We start from the raw sequence: 13,920 nt of genomic DNA, 5'->3' as shown, positions 1-13,920 counted from the left end.
CCTCTTATTGTGTTCTCAAAAAGTTGCGCAGCAGTTCGTGCCCCTGTTCCGTCATAATAGACTCCGGATGGAACTGCACCCCTTCAATCGGCAGTGTCTTGTGGCGAACCCCCATGATTTCCTCGATGGAGCCGTCGTCGTTGCGGGTCCAGGCGGTCACTTCCAGGCAGTCCGGCAGGGTGGTCTTGTCGATGACCAGGCTGTGGTAGCGGGTGGCCTGCAGCGGGTTGCTCAAGCCCCGAAATACGCCGGTGTCCTTGTGAAAGACCGGGGACACCTTCCCGTGCATGACCCGGCCGGCCCGGATAACGTCACCGCCGTAGACCTGGCCGATAGCCTGGTGGCCCAGGCAAATGCCCAGGATCGGCAGCTTGCCGGCGAAATGCCGGATGGCCGCCATGGAGATGCCAGCCTCGTTCGGGGTGCAGGGACCGGGGGAAATCACCAGCCGTTCCGGGTTCAGGGCTTCAATCTGTTCGATGGTAATTTCATCGTTGCGGTGCACCTGTACGTCGGCACCCAGTTCGGCCAGATACTGCACCACGTTGTAGGTGAAGGAATCGTAGTTATCGATCATCAGCAACATAATCCGTTCCTCCGCCTCAGTGGTCGAAATCGTTGTAAGTCATGGCCACTGCCCGGAAAATGGCGCGGCCCTTGTTCATGGTTTCCTTCCACTCAAGGCGGGGCACCGAATCGGCCACCACGCCGGCGCCGGCCTGGATGTGCAGGGTGTTGTCCTTGATTACGGCGGTACGGATGGCGATAGCCGTGTCCATGTTGCCGTTGAACGACAGATAGCCCACGGCGCCACCGTAGACCCCACGCTTCACCGGCTCCAGTTCATCGATGATTTCCATGGCCCGGATCTTGGGCGCGCCACTGAGGGTGCCGGCGGGCAGGGTGGCCCGAAGCACGTCCAGGCAGCTGGTGTTGTCTTTCAGCCGGCCGGTGACGTTCGAAACAATGTGCATCACGTGAGAGTAGCGCTCGACAATCATTTTATCGGTGAGCCGGACCGTGCCGGTTTCCGATACCCGGCCGGCGTCGTTGCGGCCCAGGTCGATCAGCATCAGGTGCTCGGCAATCTCTTTCGGGTCGGCAAGCAGTTCCGCTTCCAGGGCCTTGTCCTCGGCATCGGTGGCGCCGCGCTTGCGGGTACCGGCGATGGGGCGAACGGTGACTTCCTCGTCCTCCACCCGGGCCAGGATTTCCGGGGAGGAGCCAACGATGTGGAAGTCCTCCAGATCCAGGAAGTACATGTACGGTGACGGGTTCAGCACCCGAAGTGAGCGGTACAGGTTGAGCGGCGGTGCTTCGAAGGGAATCGACATGCGCTGGGAAATCACCGTCTGCATGACATCGCCGTCGAGCACGTAGCCCTTGATCTTGTCCACGGCCGCTTCGAATTTGTCCTGGGTAAAGCCGGAGACGAAGTCGCTCTCGTCCACGGCTTTGCCGCGAAGGTGTTGAGGCGTGCGCGGCGCGTCGGCGGTTTGCCGATGCAGGTGCTTCTCCAACTCATCAATGCGGCTGTGTGCCTTCTCGAAGGCGCCCTCAACGGCCGGGTCAGCATGGACAATCAGGTGCAGTTTGCCACGCAGGTTGTCGAACACCACGATCTCGTTGGACACCATTAGCAGAATGTCCGGCGTGCCGATCTTGTCCGGTGGACAACTTTGGCGCAGGCGCTTTTCGATGTAGCGCACGGTGTCGTAGCCGAAGTAGCCCACCAGGCCACCGTTGAACCTGGGTAGTTCGTCCAGGTCGGGCGCGTGGAAGCGCTTCTGGTAGGCCTCGACAAACGCCAGAGGGTCTTCGACTTCTTCGGTTTCGACGATCTCGCCGCCGCGGCTGATCTCCACCCGGTGGTCAAAAACCTTTAGCACTTCATGACTGGGCAGGCCGATGATGGAATAACGGCCCCATTTCTCGCCGCCCTGAACGGACTCGAACAGATAGGAATACGGCCCGCTGGCGAGCTTGAGGTAGGTGCTCAGAGGCGTATCGAGGTCGGCCAGAACCTCGCGGTACACAGGGATGCGGTTAAAGCCGGCGTTGGCGAGCTCGGAGAATTGCTCGGGTGTCATGGTACGGTTTCCTGAAATCTGATCTGCATTGTGGACGGAAGCCAGTGCTTCCATCAGGTGCTGCGGGCTCGACGGGCAGGAGCCGGTCGGCCGCCGGGCTTGCTCAGCCGGTGCGCCATCGCCACCATCGTGTTGCGCGGGTTGTCAGGATGCCTCGCGCTGCAGTCAGATTCAGTCCCTGCACGGCAGGAATCTCCCGTAAAGAAGTGCTCAATGTAAGTTCCTTGTGAGATTACAAAAGCTCGGCCAGCGAATCAACAACCGCATCGGCGCCCAGGGTATCTACGGCTGGCCCATAATTGTAGCCGTAGCGGACCGCCACGCAGGGAATGCCCGCTGCCAGTGCGGCGTTAATATCCGCCCCGGAGTCGCCCACCATTACCGTGGTTCCCCGGGTTCCCCCCAGCGTCTCCATGGCATGAAGCAGGGGCGTCGGGTCCGGTTTCTTGACCGGCAGGGTGTCACCACCCACGGTCAGATCAAACCAGTGGTCCAGCCCCATCTGTTCAAGCAGCGGCGCTACAAACTGTTCCGGCTTGTTCGTGACAATGCCCAGCCGGCAGCCCTGGTTTTTCAGATGTGTGAGACAGGCCTCGACGCCGGCATAGACCACCGAATGCCGACCATTGATGGTGCCATAGGCGTGATAGAAGATTGCCAGGGCATCGTTGAACAGGGCGTCGTCTTTCGGCCGCGCCGGTTCCCAGTCCACCTGGCCTGCCAGGGCCCGGCGCACAAGCACGCTGGCGCCGTTGCCGACCCAATTCCGCACCCGGTCGATGCCGGCCGGAGAGCGGCCAAGATGTTCGAGCATCTGATCAATCGCTGCCGCAAGATCCGGCGCGCTGTCCACCAGGGTGCCGTCCAGATCGAACAGGGCAACCCCTGGCCAGCGGGCGTTGAACAAACCCGCCAGGCTCATTGGCTGATCACCCTGCGGGCCTGCTCCAGCTCTTCGCGCATGGCGTCGATGGTGGCCTTGTAGTCGTCCGTATTGAAGATGGCTGAACCGGCCACGAAGGTGTCGGCACCGGCCTCGGCGATTTCCCGAATGTTCTCGGTCTTTACGCCGCCGTCGATTTCCAGGCGGATGTTGTAGTTGCTGGCATCGATGCGTTTGCGGGCTTCCCGGAGCTTGTCGAGGGTGCCCGGTATAAACTTCTGGCCGCCGAAACCGGGGTTCACGGACATCAGCAGTACCATGTCCAGCTTGTCCATCACATGATCCATGTAATGCAGGGGCGTGGCAGGGTTGAACACCAGGCCGGCCTGGCAGCCACCATCGCGGATCAGTTGCAGTGACCGGTCAATGTGGTTGGTCGCTTCCGGGTGGAAAGTAATGTAACTGGCGCCGGCGTCGATAAACATACGGATCAGGTCGTCCACCGGCGATACCATCAGGTGGACATCGATGGGGGCGGTCACGCCATGCTTGCGCAGGGCCTCGCAGACCATGGGGCCAATGGTGAGATTGGGCACGTAGTGATTGTCCATGACATCGAAGTGCACAACATCCGCGCCAGCGGCCAGCACGTTGTCGACTTCCTCGCCAAGGCGGGCAAAATCGGCGGACAGGATGGATGGGGCAATCAGGTAAGGGTTCATGACGGCTCTCTCACAACAATGGATAATGGCGTGGTCAGCGGTCCCTGCCGCACATTCAGGATGGCTGCTAGTCTAACAGCTCAGTCGCGTTTTTTCGCAGTCAAAGGATCAGTATCTGTGCAGAGATTCGAGTTTTACCGGCCGGTCGTGTTCCGGTTTGTCTTCCTGGCACTGATGTTTGCGGTGCCCTCCATCACCCTCGGCCAGGAACAGGGTGAACAGGCCGGTGAGACTGAGGGCTCGGCGGCGCCGGCTACGGAGTCTGCAAGCCGGGCCCTGGTCTGGACGGGCACCGGGGAGCGCTCCCTGAACCAGAGCTTTCCCGAGGCGGCGGTATGGTTGGCGCTTGAGGAGGGCGACCGGGCGCTGGGGCTGTTCTATCCGGAAGCCCGGTTACCGGCCCGTGGTGCCGTGCTGGTTCTGTCGGACGAGGGCGAAACCGCCGCCTCCGGGGTGACCGGAGCGCTGGCGGCGGGGCTGGCTTCGCGGGGATGGACCGTGCTCACGCTGGGCCTGGAATCGCCTTCACCGGTACTGAGTGAGATCCTGATGCGGCCGGTGTCAGAGAAACCGGCGGCTGAAGCGGATGCAGAGGAGCAGCAAGCATCAGAATCGGTCATGATTGACGTCATGGCCTCAGAGAGCGCCGACGATCTCGAGGCGCGCTACAGAAGTCGAATCAACCAGATGCTCGCGGCCGGACTGGCTCTTCTGGTGGAGCGGGGCTATGAGGCTCCGGCTGTTCTGGGAGTCGGGCGGGCCAGCATACACGTGACCAACCAGGTGTTGGAGGGTGGCAATGCTTCTGCGCTTGTCTGGGTGGCTCCGCAGTTTTACCCGGTCGACAGGCCAGATCTGCCGGAACGTCTCGAGTCGCTGGGCACGGAATTGCTGGAGCTGTATCCCTCCGGAGACGTTGATGATCGATCAGGTTGGAGTGTTGGCATGAGGTTGCGCCGGGCCGGGATGAGTGGCTTTGAGCGACAGCCGGTGCCCTGGCTCACACCCGCACCCGGAACTCTGGGCGATACGGTTGCCAGCCGCGTTGCCGCCTGGCTTGAGTCCCGCTAGGGGTGGCCTAGGTGTTGTGACGTTTGATCAGCTCCCAGGCCTGCTGATAGTGAAGCAGACGTTCTTTGGCGAGGTTCTGGTCACGGACGCTTATCTGCTGCTGGGCCAGTTTGTCCGGATGGCACTCGGATACCTTCTTGCGGTAGGCCCGTTTTATCACCTCCAGAGAATCCCGTCGGGTAACCCCTAGAATCTCACAGGCTTGCTGATAACTGGTAGGTCTGGAGAGGTTCTCGCTGTGCCGGGTCCAGACTTTGCTGGCGTAGCTGTCAAAGATGTCCTCGGTGACGCTGACCGGCAGACCAATCTGATCAATGGCATCCTCGCAGCGGTAGCGTCTGGGCTTGCCGGGCCGGCCGTTAAGCTGACTGGCGTGGCACAGGCAGATGGCGGTTTTCAGGGCCGGTGCTGGCCACAGGCGGCGGGACAGGCGCATGGCCAGGCCGCGGATGAAGGGCAGTTGCCCGGCTGACTTGCCGTCCTGGAACCAACCAATGGCGCGCCGTCGTTGACGCTTCGACAGCTTCATGGCCTTTATCAGAGATTCGGCATAGCCGATGTCGGCTTCGGTCACACGACCCTCTGATTTGGCAATGTAGCCCAGAAAGAAAAACAGGGGGCGCCTGCACCAGCGGGGCAGGCGGGCGCGCTCGATCAGCGCTGGAGCCTGGTGGCCGCAAGCCGAGAGTTCCTGCATCAGGCTGGAAAACTCGGCTTCCATCCGGGCCGGCAATACCGGTTGTCTGTTACTGCCTGCCATGGTTTTCGGATTCCGTTCTGCCCAGTTGGCTGTCCAGCGCTTGCAGCCGTTCCGGGGTGCCCACGTCTACCCATTGTCCCGAATGGTAAAGGCCTCTCACACGGCCATCGCTCATGGCGTTGCGCAGCACCGGCCCGAGCTTTCCCGCCCGGTCTGTCAGGCCGTCGAACAGGCACCTGCGCAGCAGGCTGATGCCGGTGAAGGTCAACTTGTCCGACCCATCGTCCATGAGCAATCCCTGGTCGGTCAGGTGAAAGTCTCCCTCGGGATGGTGTGGCGGGTTGTGGGTGACCACCAGCAGCGCGTCGGCGTCGGCCGGCGGTATCAGTTGGGCCAGGTCGAAATCGCTCCAGATGTCGCCATTGATCACCAGGAACCAGTCTGATTCATCATCGGCCAGCAGGGGCAGGGCGCGCACTATGCCGCCGGCAGTCTCCAGGGGCTCGCCCTCGCGGGAGTATTGAATTGACAGGCCGAACTGATCGCCATTGCCCAGCGTTTCCTCAATCTGGTCGCCCAGCCACGCGTGGTTGATGACCACCTCGCGGAATCCCGCTCGCCGCAGGTGGTCCAGGTGATAGCTGATCAGAGGCTTGCCGGCGGCCTTGAGCAGGGGCTTTGGTGTGGCCAGGGTCAGCGGCCGCATGCGTTCACCTTTGCCGGCGGCGAGAATCATGGCTTTCACTGGTGCGAATGCTCCTGGCCGGGGGTCGGGCCAATGCTCGCCTCGATGCGCGGCATAACCGTATCGCTGAGCCATTCGTGGAAATGGCGCAGGGCCGGCTGCCGGCTGCTGGCAACGATCAGGTACTGCACGGTGCGCGGAATGTCCTTGAGGTAACCGTGTTTGCCATCGCGGATCGACAGCCGGGCGAAAATCCCGGCGGCCTTCAGGTGGCGCTGCATGCCCATCAGTTCAAACCACTGACGGAAGGTTTCCGGATCGGCCCGATGCAGCCCTGCGTCCCGGCTGCCCTGTCGAAACACCTCCAGCCAGTCGCAGATCCGTGCCTCCGGCCACTGGATGTAGCAATCTTTCAGCAGGGACACGACGTCGTAGGTGACCGGCCCGGTGACGGCATCCTGGAAATCGATGACACCGGGGCGTGGTTCGCCGGGGCGGACCAGCAGGTTGCGGGAATGGTAGTCCCGGTGAACCGTTACTTCCGGTTGCGCCAGCGCACTTTCCCGAAGCATGGAAAACGTGGTGTCCAGCAGCGCCCGCTCACTGTTTTCCAGCTGCATGCCCAGATGCTGTTCCAGTAGCCAGTCCGGAAACAGCGCCATCTCTCGCTCCAGGAGGGTGGCGTCGTAGGGAGGCAGTGGGTGCGCCTCGGGAGAGGGCTGGCGGGCAATGAGAGTGAGTTCCTCAAGGGCATTCCGGTACAGCCGGTCTGCAGACTTCTCGTTCAGTTGGCCAAGCATCAGCCGGTCGCCAAAATCCTCCAGCAACAGGAAGCCCTGTTCCAGATCAGCCTGGACGATTTCGGGCACGGCAATGCCCTGCTGATGCCAGTGCCGTGCGATGGCCACGAAGGGTTCGCAGTCTTCGTGTTCCGGGGGCGCATCCATAACAATAAACGGAACATCGCCACCGTTGGTCTTCGCCTGACCGGCGTGCTGCCAGACCCGAAAATAGCGGCGAAAACTGGCATCGCCGGAGACCGGTTCGGCTTCGCTCTGTTCGAAGCCGGGGAACTGTCTGACCCAGTTGGTCAGCAACTGCAGGCGGGTATCCATAACTCGGGTTGCGATCCTGAAAATAAGTTGTCGCTGACAGCGAAAGTTAGCAGAGGAGTATAAAGAGGGTAAATCGGTTTTGCAGCGGAGTTTCCGTTAACAACCCCGGAGGGCACGTGTAAACTAGTCGGCGGTTATTATCGCCCGTCCTCCAATTCACCCGGAACAGGATCCAGCCACCGTGCCATGTCCCGAACGCCCACTGCAATCACCGCAAAGCCGGTGGCAGAGCCGGTATGGCCATTTGCTACTGGCCGCGTTTCTGGGGGGTGGAAGTTCCGCAGGTTATGCCCAGGCAGCGCCGTCGGCGGCGGAAATTGACTGGCGCCCCAGGGCGGAACTGCCCGCCGAGGTTCGGTCTTCGCTGCCCCTGTTCTGCGACGGAGGCTACATGCCTTCTGGCGGTGCCGACGGCGTTGGCGGTGCGTTTGCCAATGGCAGCGATGCCGAACAACCGCTGGAAGCCAGTGGCCTGAGTGCGCGGTATGAGATCGATCGCGAGCTGTTTCTCCAGGGCGACGTCCGGATTCGCCAGGGCGGCTTCCAGGTAACCGGTTCGGAAGCCCGTTACAGCCAGGAGCGCGGCGCCGTCTCGGTCCAGGGGCCACTGGTCAGTCGAGGTGAAGGCTTTTTACTGACTGGTGAGGACGCTAATTATGATGTGGAAACCGGTCGCCTAGACATCAATACGGCGACCTTTCTGCTGCATGGGCCGGAAATGCGTGGCAATGCCGGCAGCCTGTCGCGTATCAGCGAGGAGCAGGTGGTCATTCAAGATGGTTTGCTCACCACCTGCGGCCCCAGACAGAATGACTGGGCCATCGTCGCCTCGGACATTCGCCTGGATCGGGCGGAGGGGTTTGGCACTGCCAAGCATGTTCGGCTGGAAGTCCTGGATGTACCGGTCTTTTACTGGCCCTGGGCCAGCTTCCCCATTGATGATCGCCGCAAATCCGGCTTCCTGTACCCTCAGTTCGGCTCCTCCAGTGCTGGCAGTGGCGCTTTCATCGCTGTCCCCTACTACTTCAATCTGGCACCCCACTACGATGCAACCCTGACGCCCCAGTACATTCATGGCCGGGGTCTGTTCAACGAAGTTGAAGGTCGGTACCTCAGTTCGCTCGGGGAAACCACCCTGCAGCTTGGATATATCGGCAATGATTCGGCGTTCGAGGAGGAGAATCCCGGTGAGTCCGGAGAGCGCTGGGCCCTGGATGCCACCACCCGGGCTGCCTTTGGCGGTGGCTGGCGAGGCTACGGGGATTTTTCCGTGGTAAGCGACGAGGACTATCTCAGCGACCTTAACCGCAGCCTGGAGATCAACCAGGCCACCCACCTGCAGAGAAAGGGCGGGGTGACTTTCCGGAGCGACCAGCAGTACTTTGACGCCTACCTCAATGACTACCAAACCATCAGCGACCGCATCGCCGATGTCGACAAACCCTATGCCCAACTGCCTGAAATAATCTACGCGGGGCAGACCGATGCCGGTGTTGTGGAAGCCAATGTGGAAAGCCAGTACACGGTCTTCTATCGGGATAACGAGGCCCTGACCGGTCTCGATCGTGCCAACGGCCAGCGCTTCCGGGCGCGACCGGAGCTGGCGTTGCCGATGCGGGCCTTGTGGGGATTCAGCCGGCCCTCGGTGAGCGTGGATTACACTCGCTACGATCTGGATGACTACACCCTGGGCGATGGCGCCTTCGATCGCACCGTGCCAGTTGCCGAATGGGATAACGGGTTGTATTTCGACCGGCAGAGCAGCCTGTTCTATGTGCCCTATAACCAGACCCTTGAGCCCCGCCTCTATTACGCCTGGGCCGATGCCGATCCGGACCAGAACGACATCCCGGATTTCGACACTGACCTCCAGACCTTTCGCTTCGAGCAGTTGTTTCGTCCGGACCGCTTCACCGGCGGCGACCGCGTAGGCGATGCCAACCAGTTGACCGTGGCCCTGACCAGCCGTTTCAATGATCTGCTCACCGGCGCCGAGCGTGCCCGGTTCAGTATCGGTCAGGTGCAGTATTTTGAAGATCGCGAGGTCACCCTGTTTGGTGAGGGTGCCGGTACCCGGAGTCGTTCTCCCCTCGCGGGCGAGGTGGTGCTAAACCCGCTGGATACTCTCGAGATCCGTTCTTCCGGGCTGTGGGATCCGGATACCGGTAACACGGAGGAAGGCCGGAGTCAGTTGCTCTTTCACTCCAGTGATTATCGCTACCTGGCCAGTGTTGGGCACACCTACAGCCGGGACGAACTGGAACAGTCGGACATTGCGGCGGTTTTCCCGGTATCGGACCGTGTTAGTCTGATCGGCCGCTGGGTCTATGATTCCGACCTTGACCGGACCGTCGGATCCCTGGCCGGACTGGAATACAATAACTGCTGCTGGAGTGTTCAGGTTGTTCACCAGAACTATCTGACCGACGACCGGGAGCTCGATAGCCGTATACTGTTCCAGATCCAGCTGAAGGGCCTTGGTGGCAGTGATGGGGCTTCATCGAGTATTTCCGAGGCCATTTACGGTTTCGATGAAAGGGAGCGTCGTCGTTTTGGAACTCCCTGAGTGGATCCCGGACTAAGGCCCCCAAAACGCCAGAAAAGCTCAAATTCTATTTGCAGAGGTGATTATGAAGGCGACCCTTCGCCATGGTGTACAAGCGTTACTGGTTCTTCTTGCCGTTCTGGCTCCGCTGTCTGTTCAGGCCGAGCGCAAGCTGCTGGATCAGGTGGTGGCCATTGTCGACGAGGATGTCATCCTGCAGACCGAGCTGGAAGCGCGAATCAGTACCATCACCAGTCGTCTCAGCGCCCAGGGCACGGCGTTGCCGCCGCGGCAGATCCTGGAAGAGCGGGTGCTTGATCAACTGATCACCGAATCCATCCAGATGCAGATGGCGGATCGCGCAGGTATGCGTATCAGCGATAACGAGCTGAACGAAACCATGGCCAACATTGCCGAGCGCAACGGCATGAGCCTGGCCCAGTTTGAAAACCAGCTGGCGGCCGAAGGCGTGAGCTACAACCAGGCCCGCGAGCAGATTCGAAGGGAGATGCTGACCAGCCGCGTTCAGCAGCGCCAGGTTGGCAACCGGGTACGGGTAACCGACAGGGAAGTGGAAAACTATCTGGAGAGCCTGGAGGCCCGTGGTGGCAATAACGCCCAGTACCGGCTGGCGTATATTTTTGTCAGCGTTGATGATCCGTCCGACGAGGCGGAGGTCGATGCGGCCCGGGAAAAGGCCCAGCGTCTGCGCAATGAGATTGCCAGCGGCCGTGATTTCCGCGAGGTGGCTGTTGCCGAGTCCGATGCCAGTAATGCCCTGGAAGGCGGCGATATGGGCTGGCGTGCCGAAGGCCAGCTGCCGTCTCTCGTTGCCCCGGTGGTACCGGAGCTGCCGGTGGGTCAACCGTCGGAAGTTCTTGAAAACAACAGCGGCTTCCACCTGGTTATGGTCATGGATAAACGCGGGGGCGAGCAGCAGCAATTGATCCGGCAGCATCGCGTTCGCCATATTCTGGTGCGGCCTTCCGAAGCAACCACCGACAGCCAGGCGGAAACCATGATCCGGGATCTGTATCAGCAACTGCAGAACGGTGCCAGCTTCAGTGCCCTGGCCAAGGAGTATTCGGATGACCCGGTGTCCGGTTCCGATGGCGGCAATCTGGGTTGGGTGAGTCCCGGTCAGATGGTGCCCGCGTTCGAGCAGGCCATGCTGAATGCCGATATCGGTGAGTTCCAAGGGCCGTTCCGCTCCCAGTTTGGCTGGCACATCCTGCAGGTTCAGGAGCGCCGTCAGAAAGACATCAGCGGTGATGTGCGCGACGCCGAGGCGCGCCAGGCCATCTACCGGCGCAAGTTCGAGACCGAATTGCAAAACTGGCTTCAGGAGATCCGCGACGAGGCCTTTATCGAGTTCAAGGGCGAGTACGCGAAGGACGAACCTGCAGAACAAGAGCCGGTCTCCTGATGAGTAATCCTGTGGTTCTGGCGCTCACCGCCGGCGAGCCTGCCGGAATTGGTCCGGAGTTGTGCCTCCAGCTGGCGCTGGAGTCCAGAACCTGTGGTGTCGTGGTGGTTGCCAGTAGGCCGCTGCTGGAGGCCCGCGCGAAGCAAATGAATCTGGCGGTTGAACTGCGTCCCTGGCAGCCCGGAGAGGCGCCGGAAATGAAGGCGGGCCTGCTGTCGGTGCTGCACGTGGAAGGTTGCGCCAATGACCAGCCTGGCTCGCTGGATACCGGCAGCAGTGCCTATGTGGTCAGGACGCTGGAGGTTGCCGCCAATGGCTGCCTGGATGGCGAGTTTGATGGCATGGTAACGGCGCCTGTCCACAAAGGCGTGATCAATGATGCCGGCATTTTGTTCAGCGGCCACACCGAATTCCTGCAGGAGCTCTGCGGCGTGGAGCGAGTGGTTATGATGCTGGCGACCGAAGAGCTGCGCGTTGCGCTGGTAACCACCCACTTACCGCTCAAGGATGTTTCCGCCGCCATTACCCCCGAGCGCCTGACTCAGGTGACGCGGATTCTCGATACCGATCTGAAAAAGTTCTTTGGCATTGCGCGGCCCCGAATTCTGGTCGCCGGCCTGAATCCCCATGCCGGGGAAGGCGGCCACCTTGGCAGGGAAGAGATCGACACCATCGAGCCCACCCTGGAGAGTCTGCGCACGGAAGGCCTTTCGCTGACCGGACCGCTGCCGGCCGACACCCTCTTCACGCCGCACTGGCTGGACCAGGCCGACGCGGTTCTGGCCATGTACCATGATCAGGGACTGCCGGTACTGAAGTTTCAGGGCTTCGGGCGCGCCGTAAACATTACCCTGGGCCTGCCCATTGTCCGAACCTCGGTGGACCATGGCACGGCCCTGGATCTCGCTGGCACCGGCCGGGCTGATGCCGGCAGCCTGCATACGGCCTTGAAGGTGGGCGAGCAAATGGCTCGTTGTCGTAAATCTGCAATTGAAGAGACCCGTTCGTGAGCAACAAAGCCGGCCACCAGGCCAGAAAACGGTTTGGCCAGAATTTCCTCCATGATCCAGGGACCATCGAGCGGATCATCCGCGCGATCAATCCGAAACCCGATGACGCCATCGTGGAAATTGGTCCCGGTCTGGGCGCGCTGACCGAAGAGATACTGGCCGTGAATCCACGGCTTCAGGTAGTGGAGCTGGATCGCGACCTGATTCCGGTGCTGCGCACCAAGTTCTTCAACTATCCCGAGTTCCGGATTCACGAAGCGGACGCGCTCAAGTTCGATTTCAGCCAGCTTATGGTGGATCGTCCCCTGCGGATCATCGGTAACCTGCCGTACAATATATCCACGCCCCTGATTTTCCACCTGCTGTCCCAGGCCGACGTGGTGCAGGACATGCACTTCATGCTGCAAAAAGAAGTGGTTCAGAGGATGGCCGCGGTGCCCGGCGACAACAACTACGGTCGCCTTGGCATCATGACCCAGTATTTTTGCAGGGTGCAGCCGCTGTTCGAGGTGGGACCCGGCGCGTTCCGCCCGGCGCCGAAAGTGGATTCTGCCATCGTCCGGCTGGTGCCTCATAAAACATTGCCCCATCCCGTGAAGGATCTGGCGACGCTCCAGGCAGTGGTGCGCACGGCGTTTAATGCGCGCCGTAAAACGCTGCGCAAGGCCCTGGGCGGCATGGTCTCGGTTGAACAGCTCCAGAGCCTGGGAATCAATGACGGTCTGCGCCCGGAGAATCTGGGGTTGGCCGATTACGTGGCCATCGCGGATCTGCTTTTCGAAGAGAAGGGTGCAGCCAGCACCGCAAACGAGGTAAGTGATGACTGATTACGCCATTGGCGATATTCAGGGCTGTTACGAACGCCTGAGAGACGTCCTGGACAAGGTGGATTTCTCCCCCTCCCGAGACCGTTTGTGGGTGGCCGGCGACCTGATCAACCGTGGCCCGTCCTCGCTGGCAACTCTCAGGTATATCGAGAGCCTCGGGGATTCTGCGGTTGTGGTGCTTGGCAACCACGATTTGCATCTGCTTGCGGTGTCGATGGGCGGCCACCAGACCCGTCGCAAAGACACTCTGTCGGATATCCTCGACGCGCCCGATCACGACCGGCTTGTGTATTGGCTAAGGCAACAGAAACTCTGTGTTCACGATGCGGCCCGGAATCTGGTGATGACCCACGCCGGTTTGCCCCATGTCTGGTCGGTCAGTCAGGCCATGGACTGCGCCCGTGAAGTGGAAGCTGTGATCCAGGGCGATGCCGCCGAGGAATACTTCACCCATATGTACGGCAACCAACCCGAGCGCTGGGACGATAGGTTGCAGGGTATGGATCGCTGGCGTGTTATTACCAACTATTTTACCCGCATGCGCTTCATTGCCGAGGACGGCACCCTCGAGCTGGCGGCCAAGGAAACCGTTGACAGTGCCCCGGAAGGCTTCGAGCCCTGGTTTTATTTTCCGCGCAATGACGATGTCCGAGTGGTGTTTGGCCACTGGGCAGCCCTGGAAGGAAAAACCGGCAGCGACCGGTTTATCGGCCTGGATACCGGCTGTGTCTGGGGCGGTGCCTTGACCATGATGAATCTGGATACCGGAGAAAAGATCCACTGTGACTGCTGAGCCCGTACATCAAACCCCGGGGCGGGTCCTTGTATGGCCCCTGGTCGCGGGAG

At 60.9% G+C, this 13,920-nt stretch carries 13 protein-coding genes; 6 read left to right on the top strand and 7 right to left on the bottom strand.

Annotation, left to right across the window (positions count from 1 at the left end; all coding sequences use genetic code 11):
* Window positions 1–4 precede the first annotated feature (4 nt).
* The 4 genes from SIC15_RS18210 to rpe all read right to left on the bottom strand — a co-directional run bounded on the left by SIC15_RS18210 (window position 5) and on the right by rpe (window position 3,695).
* Window positions 5–586, bottom strand: coding sequence for an aminodeoxychorismate/anthranilate synthase component II (locus SIC15_RS18210; protein WP_412536623.1), 582 nt, complete (start codon window positions 584–586; stop codon window positions 5–7).
* A 16-nt stretch (window positions 587–602) separates the two neighbouring features.
* The gene (trpE, locus tag SIC15_RS18205) at window positions 603–2,090 is read right to left on the bottom strand and encodes an anthranilate synthase component I (protein WP_377949208.1); all 1,488 of its coding nucleotides are present in this window, start codon (window positions 2,088–2,090) and stop codon (window positions 603–605) included.
* A gap of 232 nt (window positions 2,091–2,322) precedes the next feature.
* Window positions 2,323–3,012, bottom strand: a complete 690-nt coding sequence (locus tag SIC15_RS18200; protein ID WP_069182080.1) for a phosphoglycolate phosphatase — start codon at window positions 3,010–3,012, stop codon at window positions 2,323–2,325.
* Window positions 3,009–3,695, bottom strand: a complete 687-nt coding sequence (gene rpe, locus SIC15_RS18195) for a ribulose-phosphate 3-epimerase (protein ID WP_153633980.1) — start codon at window positions 3,693–3,695, stop codon at window positions 3,009–3,011. The genes SIC15_RS18200 and rpe overlap by 4 nt, the downstream gene beginning before the upstream one ends.
* A 117-nt stretch (window positions 3,696–3,812) precedes the next feature.
* Between rpe and SIC15_RS18190 the strand changes: the two genes are divergently transcribed.
* The gene (locus SIC15_RS18190) at window positions 3,813–4,766 is read left to right on the top strand and encodes a DUF3530 family protein (protein WP_412536622.1); all 954 of its coding nucleotides are present in this window, start codon (window positions 3,813–3,815) and stop codon (window positions 4,764–4,766) included.
* Window positions 4,767–4,773: 7 nt separating this feature from the next.
* On the opposite strand, the gene SIC15_RS18185 is transcribed toward SIC15_RS18190, so the two are convergent.
* Genes SIC15_RS18185 through SIC15_RS18175 form a run of 3 tightly spaced genes read right to left on the bottom strand, consistent with a single transcriptional unit; the run spans window position 4,774 to window position 7,266 of the window.
* Window positions 4,774–5,526 carry a DnaJ domain-containing protein gene (locus tag SIC15_RS18185; RefSeq protein ID WP_069182077.1) on the bottom strand — a complete coding sequence of 251 codons (753 nt, stop codon included), beginning with the start codon at window positions 5,524–5,526 and terminating at the stop codon, window positions 4,774–4,776.
* Window positions 5,513–6,211 carry an N-acetylmuramate alpha-1-phosphate uridylyltransferase MurU gene (murU, locus tag SIC15_RS18180; RefSeq protein WP_305966430.1) on the bottom strand — a complete coding sequence of 233 codons (699 nt, stop codon included), beginning with the start codon at window positions 6,209–6,211 and terminating at the stop codon, window positions 5,513–5,515. Before murU ends, SIC15_RS18185 begins: the two co-directional genes overlap by 14 nt.
* On the bottom strand, window positions 6,208–7,266 hold the full coding sequence (locus SIC15_RS18175; protein WP_412536621.1) for an aminoglycoside phosphotransferase family protein: 1,059 nt from the start codon (window positions 7,264–7,266) through the stop codon (window positions 6,208–6,210). The genes murU and SIC15_RS18175 overlap by 4 nt, the downstream gene beginning before the upstream one ends.
* A gap of 244 nt (window positions 7,267–7,510) precedes the next feature.
* On the opposite strand from SIC15_RS18175, the gene SIC15_RS18170 reads away from it, so the two are divergent.
* The 5 genes from SIC15_RS18170 (at window position 7,511) to SIC15_RS18150 (ending at window position 13,867) form a co-directional block, all read left to right on the top strand.
* Window positions 7,511–9,832: an LPS-assembly protein LptD gene (locus tag SIC15_RS18170; RefSeq protein ID WP_412537632.1), complete on the top strand. Its 2,322-nt coding sequence runs from the start codon at window positions 7,511–7,513 to the stop codon at window positions 9,830–9,832.
* Window positions 9,833–9,896: 64 nt separating this feature from the next.
* A complete protein-coding gene (locus SIC15_RS18165; RefSeq protein ID WP_209399797.1) occupies window positions 9,897–11,237 on the top strand; it encodes a peptidylprolyl isomerase in 1,341 nt (446 codons plus the stop codon).
* On the top strand, window positions 11,237–12,247 hold the full coding sequence (gene pdxA, locus SIC15_RS18160; protein WP_136630044.1) for a 4-hydroxythreonine-4-phosphate dehydrogenase PdxA: 1,011 nt from the start codon (window positions 11,237–11,239) through the stop codon (window positions 12,245–12,247). Before SIC15_RS18165 ends, pdxA begins: the two co-directional genes overlap by 1 nt.
* On the top strand, window positions 12,244–13,074 hold the full coding sequence (gene rsmA, locus SIC15_RS18155) for a 16S rRNA (adenine(1518)-N(6)/adenine(1519)-N(6))-dimethyltransferase RsmA (protein ID WP_412536620.1): 831 nt from the start codon (window positions 12,244–12,246) through the stop codon (window positions 13,072–13,074). The genes pdxA and rsmA overlap by 4 nt, the downstream gene beginning before the upstream one ends.
* Window positions 13,067–13,867, top strand: a complete 801-nt coding sequence (locus tag SIC15_RS18150; RefSeq protein WP_069182071.1) for a symmetrical bis(5'-nucleosyl)-tetraphosphatase — start codon at window positions 13,067–13,069, stop codon at window positions 13,865–13,867. The genes rsmA and SIC15_RS18150 overlap by 8 nt, the downstream gene beginning before the upstream one ends.
* Window positions 13,868–13,920: the final 53 nt, after the last annotated feature.

Origin of the sequence: Marinobacter sp. MIT932201 (genome assembly GCF_047123295.1) — a bacterium.
GTDB lineage: Bacteria > Pseudomonadota > Gammaproteobacteria > Pseudomonadales > Oleiphilaceae > Marinobacter > Marinobacter salsuginis.
Note: the sequence above shows the minus strand (reverse complement) of the source record. Positions and strands in the feature narration are given on the sequence as shown.